Genomic DNA, 22843 nt, shown 5'->3' on the forward strand with positions numbered 1-22843 from the left:
GCCGGCGAAGTGGCCCTGCGGGGCTTGAGCGGGGTGGACGGGCGGGAAGGCTGCCGCTGATCGTGACCGGCCTCGGTCTGACTCCGTTACGGTCGTTCGTTTCGGCCGTGGAGTCCGCTCGGAACAGTGCGGCCGCGGTCCCGGGGCGGGGACCTCCAGGAGCACGGGATCCCCGGCGAGCACCGCCGCGTGGAGCTCCTTGAGCTCCGACCCCGTGTCGATGCCCAGTTCCCCGGCGAAGACCGTTCGGGCCCGGTCGTACGCGGCGAGGGCCTCGGCGCTGCGGCCGGACCGGTACAGGGCCAGCATCAGTGTGATGTACAGCCGTTCCCGGTAGGGGTGGATCTCCAGGGCGGCGAGGACGCCGGGGATCGCGGCCATGTGCCGCCCGCACTGGAGCATGAGTTCCAGATGGCATTCGGTGGCCGTCGCCCGCTGTTCCTCCAGGGCGCGTCGCTGGGCGTCGGCGTAGGGGCCCGGCACGCCGGCGAGCGTCGAGCCCTGCCACAGGCCCAGCGCCTCCTCCAGCATGGTCACGGCCGTCTCAGGCGCTCCTCCCGCGATGGCCGGCCGGGCCTGCTCCACCAGTTCGCAGAACCTCAGGGCGTCGACGGCCTCGCTCGGAATGCGTAACCGGTAGCCGCCGGCGACCGATTCGATGACCGACGCCGCACGGGCTTCCTCCGGCCGGACGGCCCGGGCCGCTCCGGGCCTGCCGGTGGCCGCGCTGCCGGAGGCGGCGGACGGCTCGGCGGTGTCGATCCGCGACCGCAGGCGGTGGACGTAGTTGACGATCACGCGGCGTGCGGTGACGGGCGGTTCGTCGTCGTAGAGGTCGTCGACCAGCTGGTCGGCGGAGACGAGGTGCCCGGCCCGCAGCGCCAGGGCGGCGAACACGGCCTGCGGCCCGGGCGCTCCCGGGGAGACGGCCGAGCCCCCGGCAGGGACCCATCGCACCGGACCGAGCACCTGCACACGGGCCCCACGCGCAACTGCCACCACAGGACACCCCTCAATAGCCCATCACGCATAAGCCGTTGAACGGCTCCTTTTCCCCATATGACCACGCTGAATCTGTAGAGGCCATGCTTCTCGGCGTCATGATCCGGAGATGCGACTGCTTTCGGCCACCGCGGCGGGGGCACCCCCGCACCACCACTCCCGGCACGGCCCCGGCTCAGGACAACGGCCCGCACCCGAGCACCGCCCGGAGCGGCCTCGTGACTCAGAGGGAGGCCGGGGCGGGCAGGACCCGCAGGCGGGTGATGCCCTGGTCCAGGGCGGCTTCCAGGTGTTCGATGCTTCCTGTCGTGAAGGCCGACGCCGACACCCTCGGCAAGAGCGCCACCAACGACGGCGACGCCTGCTGCGGAACTGGCGAGCAGGCAAGCAGCCCCGGAGAGCCGTCCACGACCGCTGCCGGATGCTCCTGCGGCAGCTGATCAACATCCCACAACAACAGCGAGCCCGTCGGCAACCGTCGCAGACAGCTCGCTGTTGCCACGGGATGTCCGATGAGCCAGCCCGGCCGAAGCGACCCCGGCCACTGGCCGACGCGGGAGGGAAACACGCCATCGAACCCCACGGGCAAGGAGTCCGACAACCCGCACGGCCAACACGCTCTTCCTCTCCTCCCCCGTCGTGTCGCCCGCCTGCCGCACCACAGCAGTCGACGCAGACTCCACCCGATGAGGCTCGACCCTCAAGGCACCGAAGTCCCTCGGGACGTCAGCCTCAGTACCCTAAGGTCATCACCCTGAGTAGTCCACGATTCAGCTGACGAGCCGTCAGCAGAGTCACCATTGGGTCAGCATCAGCACCGCCATCGACCACCAGGGTCCGCCAAGATCAACTAATAGCACTACTGCCGCTGACCTGTGAAAACACAGGTCAGCGATCTAACCGTCCGTCACCGAAGGAGCCCCCTGTGAAAATGTTGATCAACGTTCCCGAGTCCGTCGTCCCCGACGCCCTGCGGGGTATGGCCGCCGCGCATCCCGAGCTCAGTGTCGACGTCGAGCGGCGCATCGTCGTGCGGCGGGACGCTCCTGTGGCCGGGAAGGTGGCGCTCGTGTCCGGGGGCGGGTCCGGGCACGAGCCGTTGCACGGGGGGTTCGTGGGGGCCGGGATGCTGGATGCCGCGTGTCCCGGGGAGGTGTTCACTTCGCCCGTGCCCGATCAGATGGTGCGGGCCGCCGCTGCAGTGGACAGCGGCAAGGGCGTGTTGTTCATCGTGAAGAACTACACAGGTGACGTCCTCAACTTCAACATGGCCGCGGAGCTGGCCGAGGACGAGGGCATCCAGGTGGCGAGCGTGCTCGTCAATGACGACGTCGCCGTCACCGACAGCCTGTACACCGCCGGGCGGCGCGGCACCGGTGCCACGCTCTTCGTGGAGAAGATCGCCGGCGCGGCCGCCGAGGAGGGGGCGCCGCTGGAGCGGGTGGAGGCGATCGCGCGGCGGGTGAACGAGGCGTCGCGCAGCTTCGGGGTGGCCCTGGCCTCGTGCACCACCCCGGCCAAGGGCAGTCCCACCTTCGACCTGCCGGCCGGGGAGCTGGAGCTCGGCGTGGGCATCCACGGCGAGCCGGGGCGGGAGCGGCGGGCGATGATGACGTCGGGCGAGATCGCGGACTTCGCCGTGGACGCCGTGCTGGCCGACCTGCAGCCGACCGGCCCGGTGCTGGCGCTGGTGAACGGGGCCGGGGGGACGCCGCTGCTGGAGCTGTACGGCTTCACCGCCGAGGTGCACCGCGTGCTGCGCGAGCGCGACGTGCCGGTGGCGCGGACGCTCGTCGGCAACTACGTCACCTCGCTCGACATGGCCGGCGCGTCGGTGACGCTCTGCCAGGTGGACGAGGAGCTGCTGCGGCTGTGGGACGCGCCCGTGCAGACGCCCGGGCTGCGCTGGGGGCGCTGACCCGCCGACCGCTGCCGCCGCCACCGCCGCCGGCTCAGCCCCGCGTCACCGATCCCAGCCACAGCGTGTCCCGCGCCCTCGTCATCGCGACGAAGAGCTGGCTGCGGTGGAGCTCGCGGCGCTCGCGGACGACGCCCTCGTCGGTGCCGTCGCCCGCCCCGGCCGCGGCCGGGGCGTCGTGGTCGGGCAGGTGCACGTGTTTGAACTCCAGCCCCTTGGCCCGGTGGTAGCTGCCCAGCTTCACACCGGGCACCGGGCGGCCGTCGTACTGCTCCAGGGTGATCGCGGGTATGCCGGCCCGGGTGAGCAGCCGGCGGTAGCGTTCCCGCTCGGCTCCGGTGCGGCAGAGCACCGCCGAGTCGGGCCAGGCCTCGGGGCCGAGGGCGTGCAGGGCGGTGAGGAGTGCCTCGTCGTGCTCGGCCCGGGTCGCCGCGGTGCACCGGGTGACCCGGCCGTCGCCGTAGGTGAGGTCGATGTCGCGGCGCCCGGCCGTCGGGGTGCCGTCGATGTCGTCGAAGGAGTCGTCGGCGACGACGGCGAGGGCGGCGTCGAGGATCTCCTTGGCGTTGCGGTAGTTCTTGCGCAGCACCTGTCCGCGGCCGCGGACGTCGATGCCCGCGTCGGAGAGGCGGAACCCCCCGGGGTAGACGGCCTGCTGGCCGTCGCCGACGAGCAGCAGGCCGTTGTGCGCGTCGCCGACGAGCGCGTGGAGCAGGCGTACGCCGACGAAGGTGAGGTCCTGGACCTCGTCGACGACGACCGAGGTGTACGGGGTGGCGCCGGGGTGGGCGAGGGCCTCGGCGAGGGCGAGGGCGAGGATGTCGTTGAAGTCGTGCACGCCCTTGCCGGTGCGGTTGCGCTCGTACTCCTCGTACAGCGCCCACACGGCCTCGCGGTGGGGCCGGCGCAGGTTGGTGCGGCGGCGCCAGCGCCGCAGGGGCGGGGCGTACTCCTCGAAGGCCGTGAGCCCCCGGCCCTTGATGACGTAGTCGATCTCCTCCTTCCAGTATCCGGGAGCCGGGTCGAGGGTCTCCAGGACCGTGCCGCGGCCGTGGCTCCGCCAGGCCCGGCCGAAGGCGCCCTCGGCCTTGTCACGGTCGAGCCTGCTCGCGACGCCGCGTTCGCGGAGGAACTCGCCCGCCCAGGAGTGCAGGCTCCTGAAGTCGACCCGGTCGGCGACGGCCGGGGCCATCGTCCGCAGGAACGTGCTCTGTACGCGGGGCAGGTTGTTGGCGAAGGTCACGTAGAGGATCCGGCCGGGGGTGCGCGCGGCGAGGTACGCGGCGCGGTGCAGGGCGACGACGGTCTTGCCGGTGCCGGCGGGGCCGCTGACGCGCGCGGGGCCGGACCAGTTGCGGCGCACGAGGGCGAGCTGGTCGGGGTGGAGGAACGTCATCCACTGTTCGATCGGGGCGCTGCGGGCGGCTTCCAGGGCCGCGTTCCGTATCCCTTCCACGTCGAAGAGCGCGTCGTCGAAGGGTGCGTCCTTGAAGGGTGCGTCCTCGGGCCCGGCCGCGGAGGGCGCCGCCGGTGCCGCCGGTGCCGGCGCCGCGGGCCCGGTGCGGGCCGAGGTGTCCTCGTAGTCGCGGAACACCCGCTCCAGGTGGTCGGCGACGGCCTTCACCTCGGAGGGGCGCAGCCGCAGCCGTTCGGCGACGAGCGCCGGTGTCACGTCCCGCTCCCCCAGCAGCCGTACGGTGCCGAGCCGGGCGTTCACGGACCGGCCCGCGAAGACCATCAGCGGCTGGACGGCCACGGGTGACAGGTTCCGCGCGGAGACGGCGTTCTCCGCGAGCCGGGTCACCTTGAGCAGCTTTTCGACCTCACGGTCGTACGTGCGCCCGCCGGCCGTCAGGTGTCCGCCGGCCGCCTCGGGGGCGTGCCGCCAGTTCTTGACGTCGATGACGAAGACGCCCCCGGGGCCGACGAGCAGCATGTCGACGTTGGCCGAGCGGCTGCCGGGCCAGCGCCGGTCGAGCAGCAGGCGCCATCCGCGCCGGGTGAGCACCTGCAGCTTCGCGGCGACCTTGCGTTCGCCCTCGCTCGCGGCTTCCCAGTTGCGGACCTCCCACTGGGCGGCCCTGAGTTGTTCGCGCAGCTCGCGTTCGTACCGCCGGGCCTCCTGCGCCCGCTTCCACGCCGATCCCCCCGCGCCCATGAATGCCCGCCCCTCCCCGACCGCCCCCGGACGTAAAGTGATGATCATATAACGCACCGGAGTGGTCGCGGGAGGTCTCGGACGTGATGCGGCGGCCTCCTTACTTGACGTTGACCGCCGCCCACGCGGCGGCGACCCCCGCGTACTCACCGCTGCTCGCGCCGTGGAGATCGGCCGCCGCGCGCAGCGTCGCTCCACGGGCCGCCGCGTAGGTGGTGTTCGCGGTCATGTGGGCGGTGAGCGCGCGGTACCAGATCCGCTCGGCGGCGGACCGGCCGATGCCCTGCACGGGCTTGCCGTCGTAGGTGGGGCTGTCGTAGGGGACGCCGTTGATGGTCTTGGGGCCGCTGCCCTCGGCGAGCAGGTAGAAGAAGTGGTTGGCGGGGCCGCTGGAGTAGTGGACGTCGATGCCGCCGATGCCCGGGTACCAGTAGTCCTTGGACCGGCCGTCCTTGGAAGGGTGATCCATGCGGCCGCTCACGGTGTTCCCGGTGATGTCGGTGCGCTCGCCGATGAGGTAGTCGCCCGGGTCCGCCGGGTTGTTCGCGAAGAACTCGGCCGCCGCGGCGAATATGGTGCTGGTCGCCTCGTTGAGACCGCCGGACTCGCCGCTGTAGGTCAGGCCGGCGGTCGCCTCCGTGACGCCGTGGGTCATCTCGTGCGCGGCGGCCTCGATGGTGATCAGCCGTCTGTTCGGTCCGCCGTCACCGTAGGTCATGCAGCCGCTCGTGCCGTCCCAGAAGGCGTTGGCGTAGTGGTTGCCGTAGTGGACGCGGCTGCACGTGCCGCGGCCGTTGCCGTGGACGCCCTTGCGGCCGTGGGTGCCGAGGTAGTAGTCCCAGACGACGGAGTGCACGTAGTGGGCGTCGACGCCATCGGCCTGCGGGCCGTCCTCGCACCAGACGTTGTCGGCGTCGGTGAACAGGGCGCCGTTGCCGGTGGTCGCGCCCTTCATGTCGTACGTCCTGTGGTTGCCGCGCTCGGGGTCGTTGAGCTCGTACAGGCCCGTGGTGGTGTTGCGGGTGGTGTCGAGCGCGACCCTTCCGTAACTGCTGCAGCCGGTGCCGGTGGCCGGCTCGCCGGCCGGGCGGGCACCCGCGGGACCGGCCTGCAGTCCGGTCATGAGGAGGGCGGCTGCGACCGGCAGGGCGAGGGTCAGCGCGCGTGGCTTGCTGCGGGGCATGGCGGCACCTTCTTCGGCTTCTTCTTCTGCGGCGGTGAGGGACTCCATGGGCGATCCGTGGGGCAGGAAAGAGCGTGCCACCGCACACCGCCTCTTGTCAGGATCCCGACAACGAATGTCAGTTGTCCGCTGCCCGAGGCCGCGGCGCGTGCCGGAGGTAGGCCAGGACGGCGCTGACGCGCCGGTGCAGTTGCGGTATTTCGGCGAGGCCCAGCTTGGCGAAGGTGGAGTTGACGTGCTTCTCGATCGTCGACTCCGACAGCCGCAGGGACTCGGCGATCGCCCGGTTGGTCTTGCCCTCCGCCATGTGCCGCAGGACGTCGAGTTCCCTGCGGGTGAGCCGCGACAGCGGCGCGTCGGCGGCGCGGGCGTGGCTGCCCATCAGCACCTCCACGATGCGCGGGTCGACCACGGAACGCCCGGCGACCACCTCGCGCAGGGCGCGCAGCAGTTCGTCGACCTCGCCGATGCGCTCCTTGAGAAGGTAGGCGAGGCCGTCGGTGCCGCAGCGGAAGAGGTCGAAGGCGTAGTTCTCGTTGGCGTGCTGGGAGAGCACGACGACGCCGATGCCGGGGTGGCCGGCGCGGATGGCGTGCGCGGCGGTGATGCCCTCGGTGTGGTGGCCGGGCGGCATGCGGATGTCGGCGATGACGACGTCGGGGCGGAAGCGCTCGACGGCGTCGAGGAGCTCGACGGCCGTGCCGACCGCGGCGACGACGTCGGCCTGTCCGGTGTCCTCCAGCAGCCGCCGGGTGCCTTCGCGCACCAGGTAGTGGTCCTCGGCGATGACGACGCGCAGGGGGTCAGGCACGGGTCTCCTCCCTCACTCGCTCGACGAGCCGCGCACGGATGGTGGTGCCCGTACCGGTGCCGCTGGTGATCGTGAGCTCGCCGCCCACGGCCTCGATGCGGTCGCGCATGCCGGTGAGCCCGGATCCGCGGGTGGTCTCGGTGAGGAATCCGGCGCCGTCGTCGCGGACCTCCACCAGGAGCCTGCCGCCGCTGCGGGCGATGCGGATGGTGACGTGGGTGGCTCCGGCGTGCTTGAGCACGTTGGTGAGCGCCTCGGAGACCAGGTAGAAGGCGGACTCCTCGATGTCGAGGGCGAAGCGCACCCCGCCCAGCGACTCCTCGCTGTGGACGGTGACGGGGAGCGGCATCCGGCGGGCGCAGGAGGTCACGGCGGCCACGAGGCCCTGGTCGGTGAGGATCGGCGGGTGGATGCCATGGGCGAGTTCGCGCAGCCCGTCGATGACGCGGTAGGCGTCGTCCTGCACCTCGGTCAGGGCCGCGTCGATGTCGCCGCCGCGGTGCAGGCGGTTGCGGGCGAGGGCCAGTTTGGCGACGAGGGCGACGAGTTCCTGCTGGATGCCGTCGTGGAGCCGGCGTTCGATGCGGCGGCGCTCGGTGTCCTGGGCGTGGACGATGCGGGCGCGGGAGGCGTCGAGCTCGGCGGCCTGGCGCTGCACCTCCTCGACGCGGGCGCACAGCTCGGCGGCGAGGCGCATGTTGTGCACGGCCAGGGCGGCGGAGCGGGCCAGGGTCTCGCCGATGTCGTGGTCCTCGGGGGTGCAGCGGCCTTCGGCCTTGGGGCCGTATTCGATGAGGCCCAGGACGTCCTCGCCGTACAGGAGGGGGAACTCCCCGAGGGGCGCGGCACCGGCGGGGCGCTCGCCTGACCCGGCGGCGGACACGGGCAGTCCGTCGCCGCCGAGCCGGACGGCGACCCACTGCAGGTTCAGGCCCTCGCGCAGGCCGTTGGCGAGCTGCGGCGCGAGCCGGTCGAGGTCGTAGGCGTGCTCCAGGGTGGTGCCGAACTGGACGAGGAGCTCGAAGCGGCTGAGGCGCTTGCCGAAGACGCGGCGCTCGGCGAGGGCGTTGAGGCGGGCGCGCAGCGGCTGGAAGAGGGCCGTGGCGACGACGGCGACGAGCAGGGAGAGGCCGACGGGGAAGTACTGGCCCGCGGTGAGTCCGAGGGTCAGGGCCATGCCGAGGTACCAGCTGTTGATGATGAGCCACAGGGATCCGTAGACGGCCGAGCGGCGCAGCACGAGGTCGACGCCGAGGAGGCGGTGGCGGAAGGCCGCGTAGACGATGACGAGGGACACGGACACGTACGGCAGCGCGCCGAGGACGGCGCCGACGAAGTAGAGCACGCCCTGCTCGCCCTGCCAGGAGCGGAAGAGCCGGGAGGCGCCCCGGACCAGCAGGAGCGCCGCGCCGGGTGCGGCGAAGGGCAGCAGGGCGGCGACGTCCGGGCGGCCGGCCGCGGGGGCTCGCAGGCAGCGTACGACGAGGAGGGCGGCGCCGAGGCCCGGCATCCAGGCCTCGGGGTAGTAGAAGACGACGTAGTGGACGGCGAGCTGCGACATCCCGGTCAGGGGCAGCAGGAGGGGCAGCGCCAGCAGGCCCCACAGGGCGCGCAGGATGCGGCGCTCGTAGGGGAAGAGGACGGCGCCGTCGGGGAGCAGGGCGAGCAGCCGGACGAGGAGGATGCTGACGATCAGGTCGCAGGTCTGGCTCAGCACCTGGAGGCCGTAGTCCGCGGGCAGGAGGAGGGCGTAGGGCCGCGGGCGGAGGTTCCAGCCGAAGGCCCGGATCAGAAGTGTGGTGCTGTAACGAATCGCAATGGTCGCCGAAAGCCAGGTGCCGATCAGCAAGAGGCGCCTTGCGACCGGACTTGACGGTGCGTGCCACCAAATGAACAAGCCGGCGAAATAGCACGGGAGAACGGAACCCAGGATCCACGGCAGCGTATACCTGTTCTGCAGCTGGGTCGTCCCGACGAGCGTTGCCCAGAGCATGCACAGTCCGCCGCAGACGGCGATGACGCGCATACCCCCGCTTCTGGCTGCTGCCACGAAGGACATTATCGTGGGCCGTCTCGACGGCAGTCCAGAGAAGAAATCCCCCGACATGCATGGCGGTTAACCTCCATGCGCATTGGAGGGCCCCCGGGTGCCGCGGAAAGGCGGCGTCCAGCAGACTCGGGGCATCGCATCAGGGAAGCGGTACGGGGGAGACCGGACCCGGGACGGCGCGCCCTCCGGGGCGCCCGGGCCCGGTCTGCCGGCCCGCCGCCGGCCTTTCGGTTTCTTCGGGTTCCTCGAGTTCTTCGAGAACGGGTGGCTGCCATGAGTCGTTCCTCCGGTCCTGAGTCCCGTCCTGAGTCCGGTCCTGAGTCCGGTCCTGAACCTTGTTCCGGGCCTTGCTCCGAGCCTCGTGCCGGGTCCGGTCCCGACGGCGGCCCCGGATCCGGCCCCGAAGTGATCGTCTGGGACACCACCTACGCCTGCCCCCTGCGCTGCTCGCACTGCTACTCGGAGTCGGGCCGCCGCCCGTCCCGGCAGCTGAGCCCGCCGGACATGCTGCGGGTCGCCGACGCCCTCGTCCCGCTCGGGCCGCGGGTCGTCGCCCTGTCCGGTGGCGAACCGCTCATCGTCCGGGGCATCTTCGAGGTGGCGGCGCGGCTGCGCGACGCGGGCGTGAGGATGTCCGTCAACACCAGCGGCTGGGTGATGACCCGGGCGCTCGCCGGACGCCTCGCCGACCACTTCGACGAGGTGATCGTCAGCCTCGACGGGGCGACGCCGGAGGTCCACGACCGCATCCGGGGCCGGGCCGGCTCCTTCGCCCGGGTCATGGCCGCGCTGGCCCTGCTGGACGAGGTGGCGGAGGAGCGCCTGGCGACGGGGCGGAAGCGGCTGGTCTTCGGCATCGACTGCGTGGTGATCCGCAGCAATTTCGGTCAGCTGGAGGACTTCGCCGCCGACATCGCCCACCGCTTCCCCCGGCTGCGCACCCTGGCCTTCAATTCGGCCGTCCCCGAAGGGCTCGCCAGCCGCCGGGAATTCTGCCGCCGCGAACTCCTCGACGACGCCCAGGTGGCCCGGCTGACCAGCGCGGAACAGCTGGCCCGGCTGCGCGGGCTCGCCCCCGCCTCGGTGTCGGTCTTCACCACGGACAACTTCAATCTCGCCATGACCCCCGAGCGGGTGGCGCGCCGCGTCGACACCCCGGTGATGCAGGTGGAGCCGGACGGCAGGGTGCGCGGCATCCCGGTCTACGAGGGAACGGTCGGCAGCCTCCTCGAAGAGCCCGCGGCGCTGCTGTGGGAGCGCACGCTGGACCGGCTGAAGGATCCGTTCGTCGTCGAGACCCTCTCCTCGGTGCACTCGATGCAGACCTGGGCGGAGGCCGTCCGGCGGATGGACCTCCGCTTCGGTTCCCCGGAGGACCTGGCGAGGATCGGCCGGCGCTCGGTCCGTACGAATCCCCCGGAATTCGCCGCCGTTGCGCAATGACCGGTGTTGTCGTGTGACAGCTGACCGCACGAACCACCCCGTACGAAATACCCCGGACGGACTTCGCCCCGGCGTATCCCCGATTCCGCCGCCGCACCCGATGGAATTCCTCGCCGCTACCGAACGGAGGGGCCGCCATGATGAAACTCAAGGACTACGACCGCTTCTACCGGGCGGACCCGGACTTCTTCGAATTCCCCGAGCGGCTCGGCGATTCGGCGGAAAGGCTGCCCGCCGCACACCGCACACCGCCGAAGGGCTGGGAGCGCACGGAGGCGGGCTGGTGGGTGGCCCTGCGGCCGCGGGCGGTCGAACCGCCCGCGCAGGGATGGCGGATCCACGTGTCCGTGACGCTCCCCCACCTCCCGCGGGCGGCGGAGATCGTCCGGGGCTTCTGCCTGCGCCACGGCATGCCCTTCGACGTCGTCCGCAGCGTGCCCGCCGCCCGGGCGCTGGGCGACGAGCACGCGGACCGCCTCACCGGCGCCGACCTGCTGACGCTCCACCCCGCAGACGAGGCCGCGCTCGCCGGTGCGCTCACGGAGCTCACCACCTTGCTGGAGACGCTCCCGGGCCCGTACGTCCTGGGCGGTCTGCGCCACCGCTCCGGCCCCCTGTACGTCCGCTACGGGTCCTCCGGGGCCCGGCGATGTCCCGAGGCCGCAGGCGACGGCGGGAGCTACGGGCCCGGCGACGAGCCCCTCCTGGTTCCCGCGCTGCGGCGCCCCGACGGCAGCCTCGTCCCCGAGAACCGCCGCCCGGTCTTCCGCTGCCCGGACTGGGTCCCCCTGCCCGGGATCCTCGGCCCGGACCTGGCGGCACTGCACACCGCCCCCGACGGTCCGTTCCCCTACCGGGTGCGGAAGGCCCTGAACATCACCAACGGCGGCGGCACGTACCTCGCGACCGACAGCGTCACCGGCGCCACGGTCGTCCTGCGCGAGGCGCGGCCGCACGCCGGCCTGGACCTGCGCGGCGACGACGCCGTCACCCGCCTGACCCACGAGCGCGCCGTCCTCGCGCGGCTGGCCGGCCTGGACTGCGTGCCCCGCGCCCTCGGCCACCACGTGCACGCCGGGCACCACTTCCTCGCCGTCGAGCACGTCGAGGGCCGCACGCTGGCCGAAGCCGCGGCCGCCGGATTCCCGCTGACCTCGGACGAGCGGGCCGCCGAGGAGGCACCCGGGTACGCCGCCTGGGCCCTGGAGACCGTGGACAAGACCGGCGGGGCCCTGCGCGCCCTCCACGCCCGGGGCCTGCGCCTCGGGGAGCTCAACCCGAAGAACATCCTGCTCCGCGCCGACGGGCGCGTCGTCCTCACCGACTTCGAGACCGCCACGGACCTGGCCGACGACAGGGCGCCGGCGCTGGGCGAGGAAGGGTTCACGGCGCCGCCCGGCCTGCGGGGCGCGGACGCCACGGCCTTCCTCCTCGACGCCCTGCGGCTGTGGCTCCTGCTGCCCGTCCCGTACCGCAGCCCGGCGACGCTGCGCGTCCTCACCGCGGCCGTGGACGAGTTGTACCCGGTGCCCGCCCGTTTCGGGGACGGACTGCTGACCGGGCTGCGGCCCGGCCTGCCCGGCCCACCGCCTCGCAGCACCGGACCGGTACGCGGGGACGAAGCCGCCTCCGAGGACCACGCCGGGATGCTCGCCGCGGAGCGCCCCGACTGGCCGGCCGTCCGGGACTCCCTGGTCGCCGGAATCCACGCCATGGCCACGCCCGAGCGCGAGGACCGGCTCTTCCCGTGCACGCCGACCGGCCCGGACTCCCTGGGCGGCTACGCGTTCGACCACGGCGCGGCCGGGGTCCTCTACGCCCTGCACCGGGCGGGGGCGCAGGTTCCGGCGGAGTACGTCGCGTGGCTCGTGGCCGCCGCCGAGCGCGACGCCGCCCCTCGGCCGGGCCTGTTCGACGGGCTGCACGGCGTCGCCCTGACCCTCGACCTGCTCGGCCACCGCGAGCGGGCCCTCGAAGTCCTCGCCCGCTGCCGCCCGCTCGACGCGCGGGCGGTCCGCCCCGACCTGGCGGGCGGCAAGGCGGGCATCGCTCTGAACCTGCTGCGGTTCGCGCGGGTCACCGGCGACGCGGCGCTGCACGAGAGCGCCCTGCGTACCGCGGAGGAGGCCGCGGGGCTCGTCACGGCCGGTCCGCTCGCCGCCCGGCGCGGCGTCCCCCCGCCCTGCGGCCTCCTGCACGGCGCGGCGGGAATCGCCCTGCTCTTCCTGCACCTGTACGAGGAGACCGGGGAAACGCGGTACCTCGACCTCGCCGACCGCGCGGTGGGCCTCGATGCCGACCGGTGCACCGTCCAGGCCGACGGCGCCCTCACCCTCTTCGACGGCACCCATCACCTGCCGTACCTGCACGGTGGGAGCAGCGGGCTCGCGTTCCCCCTGCAGGGCCTGCTCAGGCATCGCCCCGGGGGTGAGAGGGCCGCGACGCTCGCCGCCGTCCGGCACACCTGCCGGGCCCTCTACGTGCGCAACTCCGGGCTGCTGCGGGGACGGGCGGGCGCGATCGCCACGCTCGCGGCGCTGGACGGCCCTCTCCCCGGGAGCGGGGAGAGGGACGGAAGCGGAGGGAGGGGCGGGGCCGGGGAGGAGCCCTCGGTCCTCACCCAGATCCGCCGCCTGGCCTGGTACGCGCACTCCTACCGCGGGCACCTCGCGTTCCCGGGCTTCCGGATGCTGCGGCTTTCGGCGGACCTCGCCACCGGTTCGGCAGGCGTACTGCTCGCTCTGGGATCCGCGTTCGAGGGCAACGGCCCCGCCCTGCCGTACCTCGACCCGCGGCCGCCGGCCCCACGAGCCGAAGAGCGGAGGTGATTCGGATGTCGGAGATCCTGGACCTGCAGGAGCTGGAGGAGGAGACCCCCTCCCAGTGGCCCTGCGCCAACAGCTCCCACAGCACCCTCGGCATGGGCTGACGGCCCGTGCACGGGCATGCCGGACCCGCACGGTGCACCGCTCCGAGAAGACCCGAGAGGAGGTGAAGCACATGTTGGAGGTCCTGGAACTGCAGGAGCTGGAGGAGGAGACCCCTTCCGCGTGGCCCTGCGCCAACAGCTACGAGAGCGCTCGCGGCGTCGCCTGACGCGTCGTTCTCCGTGAGGACTGCCGGCCGTGGGCTGCCCGCGGCCGGCAGGTCGTCAGCGATCGGAAGGCCCGCAGGGGTCCCGCCCGCCCGCAGAAGTCCGCAGAGGTCCGCAGAGATCCGCAGCCCCAGAGGTCCGCAGAAGTCCGCAGAAGTCCGCAAGGGAAGATCACCATGCTCGCTCAGGGTCATCTCGTCGCGGACCCCTTCTTCGTCGAGACGCTCGACCGCATCGAGGACGCCGCCGACCGTTTCGCCCGCGCGGCCGGTCCGCCGCCCCCGGGCTGGCAGCGGGCCGAGCGCGGCGGCTGGGTGAACATCCACCGCCCGGAGGCCCGGCTGCCCCGGCAGGGCTGGAAGGTCCACGCTTCCGCCACGGCCGCCCGGGCGGAGCACGTGGTCGACACGGTCTGGGACTACTGCACCCAGCGCGGCATCTGCTTCAAGTTCCTCCGGAGCGCCACCGTCCTCAAGCAGGTCAACAGCAAGCAGGCGCCGCGCTCGGCCGGGGGCAAGCTCGTCACCGTCTACCCCGCCGGCGAGGAGGAGCTGGAGCGCACGCTCACGGACCTCTCGGCACTGCTGCGCGGCGTCGAGGGCCCGTACGTCCTGAGCGACCTGCGCTGGGACGAGGGCCCGCTCTACGTGCGCTACGGGGGTTTCAGCCTCGCCTACTGCTTCTCGCCCGAGGGCGAGTACGTGCCGGCGATGGAGGGGCCGGGCGGCGTGCTCGTGCCCGACGTGCGGGGCACCTCGTTCCGGGTGCCGCCGTGGGTGGAGGCGCCCGCCTTCCTGGGCGCCCGCATCCGGGCCGCCAAGGCGGGCACGCCCGGGGGCTTTCCGTACCGGGTGGAGAAGGCGCTGCACTTCTCGAACGGCGGGGGTGTGTACCGCGCCGTGGAGCGGGGCTCCGGCAGGCGGGTCGTCCTGCGGGAAGCGCGGCCTCACGCCGGTCTCGACGACAGCGGCACGGACGCCGTGGCGCGCCTGGAGCGCGAGCACGCGGTGCTGCAGCGGCTGGCCGGCCTCGACTGCGTGCCCCGGGTGTACGCGCGGACGCGCCACTGGGAGCACCACTTCCTCGTGGAGGAGCTGATCGAGGGCGAGACCCTGCAGGAGGCGGTCGGCAGGCGCCACCCGCTGCTCCGGCACGGCTCCGGCGAGGAGGACGTGGCCTCGTACACGCGGTGGGCCTGCGACGTCCTCGGGCGGATCGAGAAGGCCGTGGCCGAACTGCATGCGCGCGGCATCGTCTTCGGGGACCTCCAGCCCGGCAACATCATCGTGCGCCCTGACGGCAGCGTCTGCCTGGTCGACTTCGAGACGGCCTTCGAGACGGCCGAGGGGGCTTCCGAGGGGGCCTCCGCTCAGGACGACGCCGGTCTCCGGCCCGTCCTGGGCACGCCCGGGTTCACCGCCGCGTGGGCCCGGTCGGGTCGCGCCGTCGACACGTACGCGCTCGCCGCCCTGGCTCTCGCCCTGTTCTGCCCGCTGACGCCGCTGCTGCGCTTCGACCGGGCGAAGTACGCGCAGCTGGCGGGCTGGGTGGAGGGGCGGTTCCCGGTGCCGCCCGGCTTCGGCGACCGGCTGCGCAGGGAGCTCGCGCCGCCGGCCTCCTCCGTACCGATCACAAACGAACCGATCACAAACGAACCGATCACAAACGAACGGATCGCGGACGAACCGTTCGCGCACACCGCGCCGGACGACTCGCCCTGGCCGCAGGAGCGTACGGCCGACGGGCGGGCCGCACTGGATTCCCTCCGCGAGGGCATCCTGCTCAGCGCGACGCCGGAGCGCGAGGACCGGCTCTTCCCCGGGGACGTGCGGCAGTTCGACGACCAGGGCGCGTCGCTGGCGTTCGGCGCGGCCGGGGTCCTGCACGCCCTGTACGTCACGGGGCGGGCGGAGCACCCCGCGTTCGGCGACCACGTCGACTGGCTGGTGCGGGCCTGCGAGCGCACCCGCTGGCCGCGGCCGGGGCTGTACGACGGGCTGGCCGGCATCGCCTACGTCCTGGACGAGCTGGGGCGGCCCGGCGAGGCCCGTGAGGTGCTCGCACGGCTGGACGGGATCGGCCTCCAGGGATGCGGCGCGGGCCTGTTCGGCGGGCTCGCCGGGATCGGGCTGACCCGCCTGCACTTCGGTGACGCGGACGGGGCGGCTCAGCTCGCCGACCGGCTCGCCCGCGCGCTCGCGGGCCGTGAGCAGGTGGCGGGCAGGCCGGACGCCGTGGGCCTGACGCACGGCTGGTCGGGACCGGCGCTGCTGTTCACCGGGCTGTACGCGAGGACAGGCGAACAGGAGTGGCTGCGGCACGCGGAGACCGCGCTGGCCAGGGACCTCGGCCACTGCGGTGTGCCGCGCGAGGGCCAGGTCCACGTCCGGGAGGGGCAGCGGTGGCTGCCGGCCCTGGACCGCGGCAGCGCGGGCATCGCCCTCGCCCTGGACGCGTACCTGCAGCACCGCCCCGACGACCCGCACTTCGCGCTCCTCCGCGACCGCATGCGCGACGGCCTGGGCACCGAACTGCTCCTCTCCCCCGGCCTCCTGGACGGCCAGGCGGGGCTGCTGTACGGCCTCGCCCACCTTGCCGGCCCCGACTCCGCACTGGTCCCGCACCTGCGGAGTCTGGGCCTCCACTGCGTACGGTTCCAGGGCCGGCGGGCCTTCGCGCTCGACGGGCTGCTGCGGCTTTCCATGGACCTCGCGACCGGCGCCGCGGGCGTCCTGCTGGCGGTGCACACCGCGCTGGCCGGCGGCCCGGCGCGGATGGCGCACCCGCCCCTGCCGCTGCTCCCACCGCCATTGCTCCCACCGCCCCTGTCACCACCGCCCCTGTCACCACCTGCGCCGAGCGGGCGTCCGCCGGGGTCGGGGCCGTGAAGCCCACGGCGACCCGGCGCGCCGTGTTGCCCTCGGACAGCCTGCGCCGCAACCGGGACTTCCAGTTGCTGTGCGCCGGGCAGGGCCTGTCGATGCTGGGCTCGGGCGCCTCTGCCATCGCGCTTCCGCTGCTGGTCCTGCAGGCCACGCACTCGCCGTTGCACGTGGGGCTGGTGGAGGCGGTGTGGACCGGCGCGCTCGCGCTGGCCTGTCTGCCGGCGGGCCCGGTCGCCGACCGCTTCGACCGCCGTACGGTCCTGCTGGTCTGCGAGACGGGCCGTGCCGCGGCGAGTGCGGCCCTGGCGGCCGCGGTCCTCACCGGCTTCTCGCCGCTCCCGGTGCTGCTGGCCGCGGGGGTGGTGCTGGGGTTCCTGACCGCGCCGTTCAACGCGGCGGTCCTGCCGGCGGTCCGGCAGGTCGTGCCGGAGAGCAGACTGGCCACCGCCCTGGCGGTCAACCAGGTGCGGGGGCAGTTCGCGTTCCTGCTGGGGCCGGTGGTCGGCGGTGCGCTGTTCGAGGCGGGGGCGAGCTGGCCGTTCTGGCTGGACAGCGTCTCCTACGCGGTCTCCGCCGGATGCGTCGGCGCGCTGCGCACGCGGACGCGTCCGCCCCCGCCGGACGCCGGGCGCGAGGGCCTGTGGCGGTCGTTCACCGTGGGCATCGGGTTCCTGTGGAACGAGCGCCTGCTGCGCCGCCTGACCCTCGTCGCGTCGGCGCAGAACTTCGTCTTCGACGGGGTGTACCTGGCCATCGTCGTGATCAGCGCGCGGCAGGGAGCGTCGGGGCTGTCCGTCGGCATGCTCACGGCGACGTCGGCGGTGGGGGCGATGGCCGGGGTCGTCCTCGCTCCGCGCGTGGGCCGGCTCCTCCCCCCTTCCCGGGTCATGCTCACCACCGGCGTGCTGTGCGCGCTGCTCGTCGGTGCGATGGCCTTCACGGCGAGCGCGCCGGTCCTCGCCGTGCTGCTGGCGGGGTGCACCCTGGCGGTCGCCGTCTCGGGTTCGGTGCTGACGGTGGCCCGCCTCCTGCGGACCCCGGCGCATCTGCAGGGCCGGGCGAACAGTGCCATCGGGCTGCTGTTCATGGCCACTCCCCCGCTCGGCTCGTCCTTGACCGGTCTGTTCCTGGACGAACTGCCCGGCCACGTCCTCTTCCTGGTCTTCGGCGCGCTCCTGGCCGCCCTCGCCGCGGCGTCCCCGCGCGGCAGCATGCCCGGCGCGGCGGACTCCCTGGACCGTTCGAACGGTGTAGGTCACACTCGGGCGCATGCGATGGACTGACATCCAGCAGATCGCGGCGCAACTCGCCGCGAAGCACCCGGACCACAAGCCGCTCGCCGTCGAATTCCCCGAGGTCCGCGACCTGGTGGTCGGGCTGGACGGCTTCGGCGACGACCCGGCCCGCTACAACGTCCGCATCCTGGAATCCATACAACTCGCGTGGAGCGACAGAAAGGGCTGATCCTCGCTTGCCGATCCTCGCTGTCCCGTCCGCCCCTCCGTGAACAGCGGGGCGGCGGACGGGGCGCGCGCCGGGGCGGCGTTGCGGGGCAGCGCGGTCCGGGGCGGCCCGGGCCGCCGATACCACCTCTCCGGCGGCGGCGACGGCGCCGAACCGGACATCGTAGGAAAACTCCGCGCCACACTCTTGTCGCGCACCTGTCAATTTTGAGCGCGAGCTGGCACCATCCTCTCGATTCACTCCTGCATCAACGGGCAGTCCGCCCTGGGATGTCCGATCCCTCGCCGGGCCGCGGCCCGGCGCCCCTGCTAGGAGACAGAGTTGAGACGCTTCACCACCCCCCGCAGCCACACCGTCCGCACCACCGCCCTCCTCGCCTCCGCCGCCCTGTGCGCAGTAGCCGTGCAGACCGGCGTGGCCGGTGCCCAGGCCGAGCGCGGCCCGAGCGCCATGGCGGTCCCGATGAGCCCCGACCAGCGGGCGTCCGAGATACGCGGCGCGCAGGACAACGCCGCCGCCACCGCCGGGAAGATCGGCCTCGGCGCCAAGGAGAAGCTGGTCGCCCGGGACGTCGTCAAGGACGCGGACGGCACCGTGCACACCCGCTACGAGCGCACCTACGCCGGACTCCCCGTCCTCGGCGGCGACCTCGTCGTGCACCAGGAGCCGAGCGGCCGCACCTCCGTCACCAAGTCCACCGAAGCAGCCGTCTCCCTCACCTCCACCGATGCGGCGCAGCCCGCGTCCGCAGCGGCGAGGGCCGCCCTGTCGGCCGCCTCCGCGGCGCACACCGCGAAGCCCTCGGCGGGCACGCCGCGCAAGGTCGTCTGGGCCGCCTCCGGCACGCCGGTCCTCGCCTACGAGACGGTCGTCGAGGGCGTGCAGCACGACGGCACGCCGAGCGAACTGCACGTCGTCACCGACGCCGCGACCGGAGCGGAGCTCTTCCGCCACGAGGCGATCGAGACGGGCACCGGCACCAGCCAGTACAGCGGGACCGTGCCGCTGACCACGACCAAGAGCGGCAACAGCTACCAGCTCAACGACGGCGCGCGCGGCGGCCACAAGACCTACGACCTCAACCAGGGCACGTCCGGCACCGGCACGCTCTACTCCAACGCGACCGACACCTGGGCCGGCGGCCGGCTCACCGCGGGCGTCGACGCCCACTACGGCGCCGCCGTGACCTGGGACTTCTACAAGAACGCCTTCGGCCGCAACGGCATCCGCAACGACGGCAAGGCCGCCTACTCCCGCGCCCACTACGGCAACGGCTACGTCAACGCGTTCTGGAGCGACGCCTGCTTCTGCATGACCTACGGCGACGGGACGGGCAACAAGAAGCCGCTCACCGCCATCGACGTCGCGGGCCACGAGATGACCCACGGCGTCACCGCCGCCACCGCGAAGCTGATCTACAGCGCCGAGTCGGGCGGGCTCAACGAGGCGACGTCGGACATCTTCGGCACCGCGGTGGAGTTCTCCGCCAACAACTCCTCGGACACCGGCGACTACCTCATCGGCGAGAAGATCGACATCTTCGGCAACGGGAAGCCGCTGCGCTACATGGACAAGCCGTCCAAGGACGGCAACTCCGTCGACAGCTGGTACAGCGGCGTGGGCGGCAAGGACGTCCACTACTCCTCGGGCGTCGCCAACCACTTCTTCTACCTGCTGTCCGAGGGCAGCGGCGCGAAGACGATCAACGGCGTCCAGTACGACAGCCCGACCTCCGACGGCTCCAAGGTCACCGGAATCGGCCGGGACAAGGCCGCCAAGATCTGGTACAAGGCCCTGACCTCGTACATGACGTCCAACACCAACTACAAGGCCGCGCGCACCGCGACGCTGTCGGCCGCCGGTGCGCTGTACGGCACCACGAGCACCGAGTACAAGACCGTCGGGGCGTCCTGGAGCGCGGTCAACGTCAAGTAGACCCGCGTCCCGCCCCGTTCGTCCGGGGCCCGCCCACCTCCACGGGGCGGGCCCCGCACCCCTGCCCGCGCACCGTCCGGATCCCGCCATACACCCGTTCCACATGTGCCGAGAGAAAATGCCAAAACTCTCCCCTCACACCACTCACATCGATTACCTTCCGTCGCAGCGAAGACGCCACTGGTAATCGGGCACGGGGGGCTGGAGAGGATCGTGTGACCGGTATCGACGGGTGCCTGGCCGAGGCCATGACCATCCCGGGCGCACGGGGCGCGAGCCTCGTGGACTGGACGAGCGGGCTCGCGCTGGGAGAGGCGGGCGAGGGCCCCGGGCGCGACCACGAGAGCGCGGCCGCCGACGCCGCCGAGCTGGCCCGGCTCGCCTTCGAGAACAGCGCGTTCACCGCGGCGACCGCGCGGACCGGGCCCGTGGAGGACCTGATCGTCACGGCGCGCGGCAGCTACCACCTCCTCCGCTTCGTGGAGACGGAGTTCGACAGCAGCGTCTGCCTCTACCTGTGGCTGGATCGCGGCGAGGCGAATCTCGCCGTCGCCCTGTTCCGGCTCAAGGGCCTCGCCGAGCGGCTGGTCCTGGCGTGAGCGGCATACCTGCGCCGACACCCGCGCCGGAGCTCCCCGTACCGGAGTTACCCGTAAGGGAGTCACCCGCCTCCGCACCGGACCGGCCCGCACCGGCCCCGGACCGGCCCGTCCCCACGCTGGACCGGCTCGCCGCCGAGGGGGCGACCGGCGCCCTGCACGGCCGCGTCGGCGCGCTCTACCTCACCGACGGCGCCGTGGTGCACGCCGAGAGCCCGGTCGTGCCCGACATGGGGTGGCGGCTGACCGCCCGCGGGCGGCTGTCCCCGCAGGCCTGGGAGGAAGCGGTCGCGGAGGGCGGGCCCGGCTACCGGGCGGGCAGCCTGCTGGTGGAGCGCGGCCGGCTCAGCCGCGGCGAGCTGGAACTGTGCCACCTGAGCGCGCTGTTCGACGCGGCCTACTTCGTCCTGTCCCCGCTCGACCGGTCCCAGCGCGCGCCCGACCGCTTCCTCGGCGAGGCCCGGCACTGGCTCGGCCCCATCCGCCCCGTCCCCGTGCCCGTCCTCCAGCGGGAGGTCGGCCGCAGGCGGAAGCTGCTGGAGCGGGCCTGGCCGTGCCCGGAGGTGGACGCGGCGCCGGTGGTGCCCGTCGGCGACGGCGGCCGCGGCGGCCCGGGCCCGGCGGGCGGGCGGCAGGCGGTGCTCGCCGCGGCCGACGGCGTCCGTACGCCGCTGCAGATCGCGCGGGCCCTGGGGCGTCCGGCCTTCGCCACCCTCCTCGACGTGCGGCGGCTGGCGGCCGCCGGCCTGGTCCGCACGCCCCGCGCGGACGCCCCGGCCCTGCCGGGACCGCCGCCTCCCACCGCTCCGGAGATCTCCCTGCTGTACCGGATCCGCGACGCCCTGGAGGCCCTGTGACTCCCTGTCCGACCTGCACGGCCTGCACGGTCTGCACGACCGTGCCGTACGCCTGCCCGCACCTGCCGATCCCATGATGAGGCGCGCCTTCAGACAGCTCGCCGGAAGGAGACAGCCGATGACCGCCGCACCCGAGGTGCTCACCGAGCTCCAGGGGTTACGCGCCCGGGTCCCGCACCTGACCGGGGCGATGGTGGCCAGCACCGACGGGCTGGTGATCGCGCACCTGGTCACCGACATGGAGCCGGACGGCGTGGCCGCACTGACGGCGGCGGCGCTCGGGGTGGGCGCGCGGCTGACGGACGCCGTCGGTCACGGCGGCTTCCGCGAACTGCTCGTCAGCGGCGAGCGCGGCTACGTGGCGACGTACGCAGCCGGGTCCTCCTGCGTGCTGACCCTCCTGGCCTCGGCCGACGCGAACGTCGGCCGGCTGAACCTGGAGGCACGCAGGGCCGGCGCCCGCATCGCCCCCTTGATCGACGGAGCCCTGGAGCGCCCGCGCCAGGCTCCCGCCCCGTCCCGTACCGACAACCAGAGCGGAATCACCTCATGACGAACACCGAAACGGCCCTCAAGGACGCGATGAGCTCGATCGAGGGCGCCCTCGGCGTGGCCCTCGTCGACTACGGCAGCGGCATGGCGCTGGGCACCCTCGGCGGGTCGCAGACCCTCGACCTCAACGTCGCCGCGGCGGGCAACACGGACGTGGTCCGGGCCAAGCTGCGGACGATGGAGATGCTCAACATCCAGGACGCCATCGAGGACATCCTCATCACGCTCGGCTCGCAGTACCACCTGATCCGGCTGCTGGCCGGCCGCGGCGGCAACGGACTGTTCCTGTACCTGGTGCTGGACGCCCGGCGCGCCAATCTGGCGATGGCGCGCCACCAGCTCAAGCGGATCGAGGGGGAACTGGAGGTATAGCGCGGGCTCTAGTGGCGGTTGCCGGTCCCGTTGTGGTCCACCAGCGAGATGCGCTCCGCGATGTGCGACAGCGGGTTGTTGCCGTTGTCGATCACGGAGCCCTTGGTGCACTGCTGCTGTTGCTGCGACGTGAGCACCGGGATGTCCTGCAGCCCGACGTTGATGAGCAGCAGCAGGGACTGCACGCCGAGCTTGCCGACGCCGATGCACAGGTCGTTGAGCGTGTCCTGGACCGCGGTCGTCTGCGGGCTCATGTAGCCGCCGGTGAGCGTTTCGCCGGAGCCGGTTCGCGCGCCGTTGGCGTTGGCCACGTCCCGGCCGTCGCCGACGGCCACCGCGGGTCCGGCGATCAAGCCGACCGCCGAGGCCGTCAGGGCCGTTGCGGCCATCACCTTCTTGAGCACCTCTGCACCTCTCGCTCGGTCCGCGTTCCCGGGGCAACGCGCACTGGGTAACTCCCTGATGCCGTAAATGTTCCGGCTTGTCACCCATTCGACCTCCGCCCGACCCGGGCCGCTTG

General features: G+C 72.9%; 18 protein-coding genes and 1 pseudogene. 13 read left to right on the plus strand and 6 right to left on the minus strand.

Going from position 1 to position 22843, the window contains the following annotated elements; translation table 11 throughout:
• Positions 1–189 precede the first annotated feature (189 nt).
• Positions 190–660: pseudogene (locus ACFPP6_RS27465) on the minus strand (AfsR/SARP family transcriptional regulator); the annotation flags it as partial.
• On the opposite strand from ACFPP6_RS27465, the gene ACFPP6_RS27470 reads away from it, so the two are divergent.
• The 3 genes from ACFPP6_RS27470 to dhaK all read left to right on the plus strand — a co-directional run bounded on the left by ACFPP6_RS27470 (position 659) and on the right by dhaK (position 2920).
• The gene (locus ACFPP6_RS27470) at positions 659–787 is read left to right on the plus strand and encodes a hypothetical protein (protein WP_382047707.1); all 129 of its coding nucleotides are present in this window, start codon (positions 659–661) and stop codon (positions 785–787) included. The pseudogene ACFPP6_RS27465 and the gene ACFPP6_RS27470 sit on opposite strands and share 2 nt — an antisense overlap.
• A 511-nt stretch (positions 788–1298) precedes the next feature.
• Positions 1299–1442 carry a hypothetical protein gene (locus ACFPP6_RS27475; RefSeq protein WP_382047709.1) on the plus strand — a complete coding sequence of 48 codons (144 nt, stop codon included), beginning with the start codon at positions 1299–1301 and terminating at the stop codon, positions 1440–1442.
• A gap of 485 nt (positions 1443–1927) precedes the next feature.
• On the plus strand, positions 1928–2920 hold the full coding sequence (dhaK, locus tag ACFPP6_RS27480; RefSeq protein WP_336004755.1) for a dihydroxyacetone kinase subunit DhaK: 993 nt from the start codon (positions 1928–1930) through the stop codon (positions 2918–2920).
• Between the two features lie 34 nt (positions 2921–2954).
• Here dhaK and ACFPP6_RS27485 read toward each other — a convergent pair whose 3' ends face one another.
• The 4 genes from ACFPP6_RS27485 to ACFPP6_RS27500 all read right to left on the minus strand — a co-directional run bounded on the left by ACFPP6_RS27485 (position 2955) and on the right by ACFPP6_RS27500 (position 8921).
• Entirely contained in the window at positions 2955–5078 is a 2124-nt protein-coding gene (locus ACFPP6_RS27485; protein ID WP_382047712.1) for a nuclease-related domain-containing DEAD/DEAH box helicase, read from the minus strand.
• Positions 5079–5178: 100 nt separating this feature from the next.
• Positions 5179–6261, minus strand: coding sequence for a M4 family metallopeptidase (locus ACFPP6_RS27490; protein ID WP_382047714.1), 1083 nt, complete (start codon positions 6259–6261; stop codon positions 5179–5181).
• Positions 6262–6379: 118 nt separating this feature from the next.
• Positions 6380–7072 carry a response regulator gene (locus tag ACFPP6_RS27495; RefSeq protein ID WP_382047717.1) on the minus strand — a complete coding sequence of 231 codons (693 nt, stop codon included), beginning with the start codon at positions 7070–7072 and terminating at the stop codon, positions 6380–6382.
• Complete coding sequence (locus tag ACFPP6_RS27500; protein WP_382047720.1) at positions 7065–8921, minus strand: sensor histidine kinase; 1857 nt, start codon at positions 8919–8921, stop codon at positions 7065–7067. Before ACFPP6_RS27500 ends, ACFPP6_RS27495 begins: the two co-directional genes overlap by 8 nt.
• A gap of 606 nt (positions 8922–9527) precedes the next feature.
• Here ACFPP6_RS27500 and ACFPP6_RS27505 point away from each other — a divergent pair.
• The 10 genes from ACFPP6_RS27505 to ACFPP6_RS27550 all read left to right on the plus strand — a co-directional run bounded on the left by ACFPP6_RS27505 (position 9528) and on the right by ACFPP6_RS27550 (position 22323).
• Positions 9528–10565, plus strand: coding sequence for a radical SAM protein (locus tag ACFPP6_RS27505; protein ID WP_382047723.1), 1038 nt, complete (start codon positions 9528–9530; stop codon positions 10563–10565).
• A 137-nt stretch (positions 10566–10702) separates the two neighbouring features.
• Positions 10703–13393, plus strand: a complete 2691-nt coding sequence (gene lanKC, locus ACFPP6_RS27510; RefSeq protein ID WP_382047725.1) for a class III lanthionine synthetase LanKC — start codon at positions 10703–10705, stop codon at positions 13391–13393.
• A 442-nt stretch (positions 13394–13835) separates the two neighbouring features.
• Positions 13836–16547: a class III lanthionine synthetase LanKC gene (gene lanKC / locus ACFPP6_RS27515; RefSeq protein ID WP_382047728.1), complete on the plus strand. Its 2712-nt coding sequence runs from the start codon at positions 13836–13838 to the stop codon at positions 16545–16547.
• The gene (locus tag ACFPP6_RS27520) at positions 16544–17827 is read left to right on the plus strand and encodes an MFS transporter (protein WP_382047731.1); all 1284 of its coding nucleotides are present in this window, start codon (positions 16544–16546) and stop codon (positions 17825–17827) included. Before lanKC (ACFPP6_RS27515) ends, ACFPP6_RS27520 begins: the two co-directional genes overlap by 4 nt.
• On the plus strand, positions 17814–18008 hold the full coding sequence (gene iscX, locus ACFPP6_RS27525) for a Fe-S cluster assembly protein IscX (protein ID WP_382047734.1): 195 nt from the start codon (positions 17814–17816) through the stop codon (positions 18006–18008). The genes ACFPP6_RS27520 and iscX overlap by 14 nt, the downstream gene beginning before the upstream one ends.
• 321 nt (positions 18009–18329) lie before the next feature.
• Complete coding sequence (locus tag ACFPP6_RS27530; RefSeq protein WP_382047737.1) at positions 18330–19943, plus strand: M4 family metallopeptidase; 1614 nt, start codon at positions 18330–18332, stop codon at positions 19941–19943.
• Positions 19944–20158: 215 nt separating this feature from the next.
• Entirely contained in the window at positions 20159–20542 is a 384-nt protein-coding gene (locus tag ACFPP6_RS27535) for a hypothetical protein (protein ID WP_168092065.1), read from the plus strand.
• A complete protein-coding gene (locus tag ACFPP6_RS27540) occupies positions 20539–21399 on the plus strand; it encodes a transcriptional regulator (RefSeq protein WP_382047740.1) in 861 nt (286 codons plus the stop codon). Before ACFPP6_RS27535 ends, ACFPP6_RS27540 begins: the two co-directional genes overlap by 4 nt.
• 76 nt (positions 21400–21475) lie before the next feature.
• A complete protein-coding gene (locus ACFPP6_RS27545) occupies positions 21476–21952 on the plus strand; it encodes a roadblock/LC7 domain-containing protein (RefSeq protein ID WP_382047743.1) in 477 nt (158 codons plus the stop codon).
• Entirely contained in the window at positions 21949–22323 is a 375-nt protein-coding gene (locus ACFPP6_RS27550; protein ID WP_382047746.1) for a hypothetical protein, read from the plus strand. Before ACFPP6_RS27545 ends, ACFPP6_RS27550 begins: the two co-directional genes overlap by 4 nt.
• Positions 22324–22331: 8 nt before the next feature.
• Here the strand turns inward: ACFPP6_RS27550 and ACFPP6_RS27555 are convergent, their stop codons facing one another.
• The gene (locus ACFPP6_RS27555; protein ID WP_382047749.1) at positions 22332–22727 is read right to left on the minus strand and encodes a rodlin; all 396 of its coding nucleotides are present in this window, start codon (positions 22725–22727) and stop codon (positions 22332–22334) included.
• Positions 22728–22843: the final 116 nt, after the last annotated feature.

Origin of the sequence: Streptomyces aureoversilis (assembly GCF_042657885.1) — a bacterium.
GTDB lineage: Bacteria > Actinomycetota > Actinomycetes > Streptomycetales > Streptomycetaceae > Streptomyces > Streptomyces aureoversilis.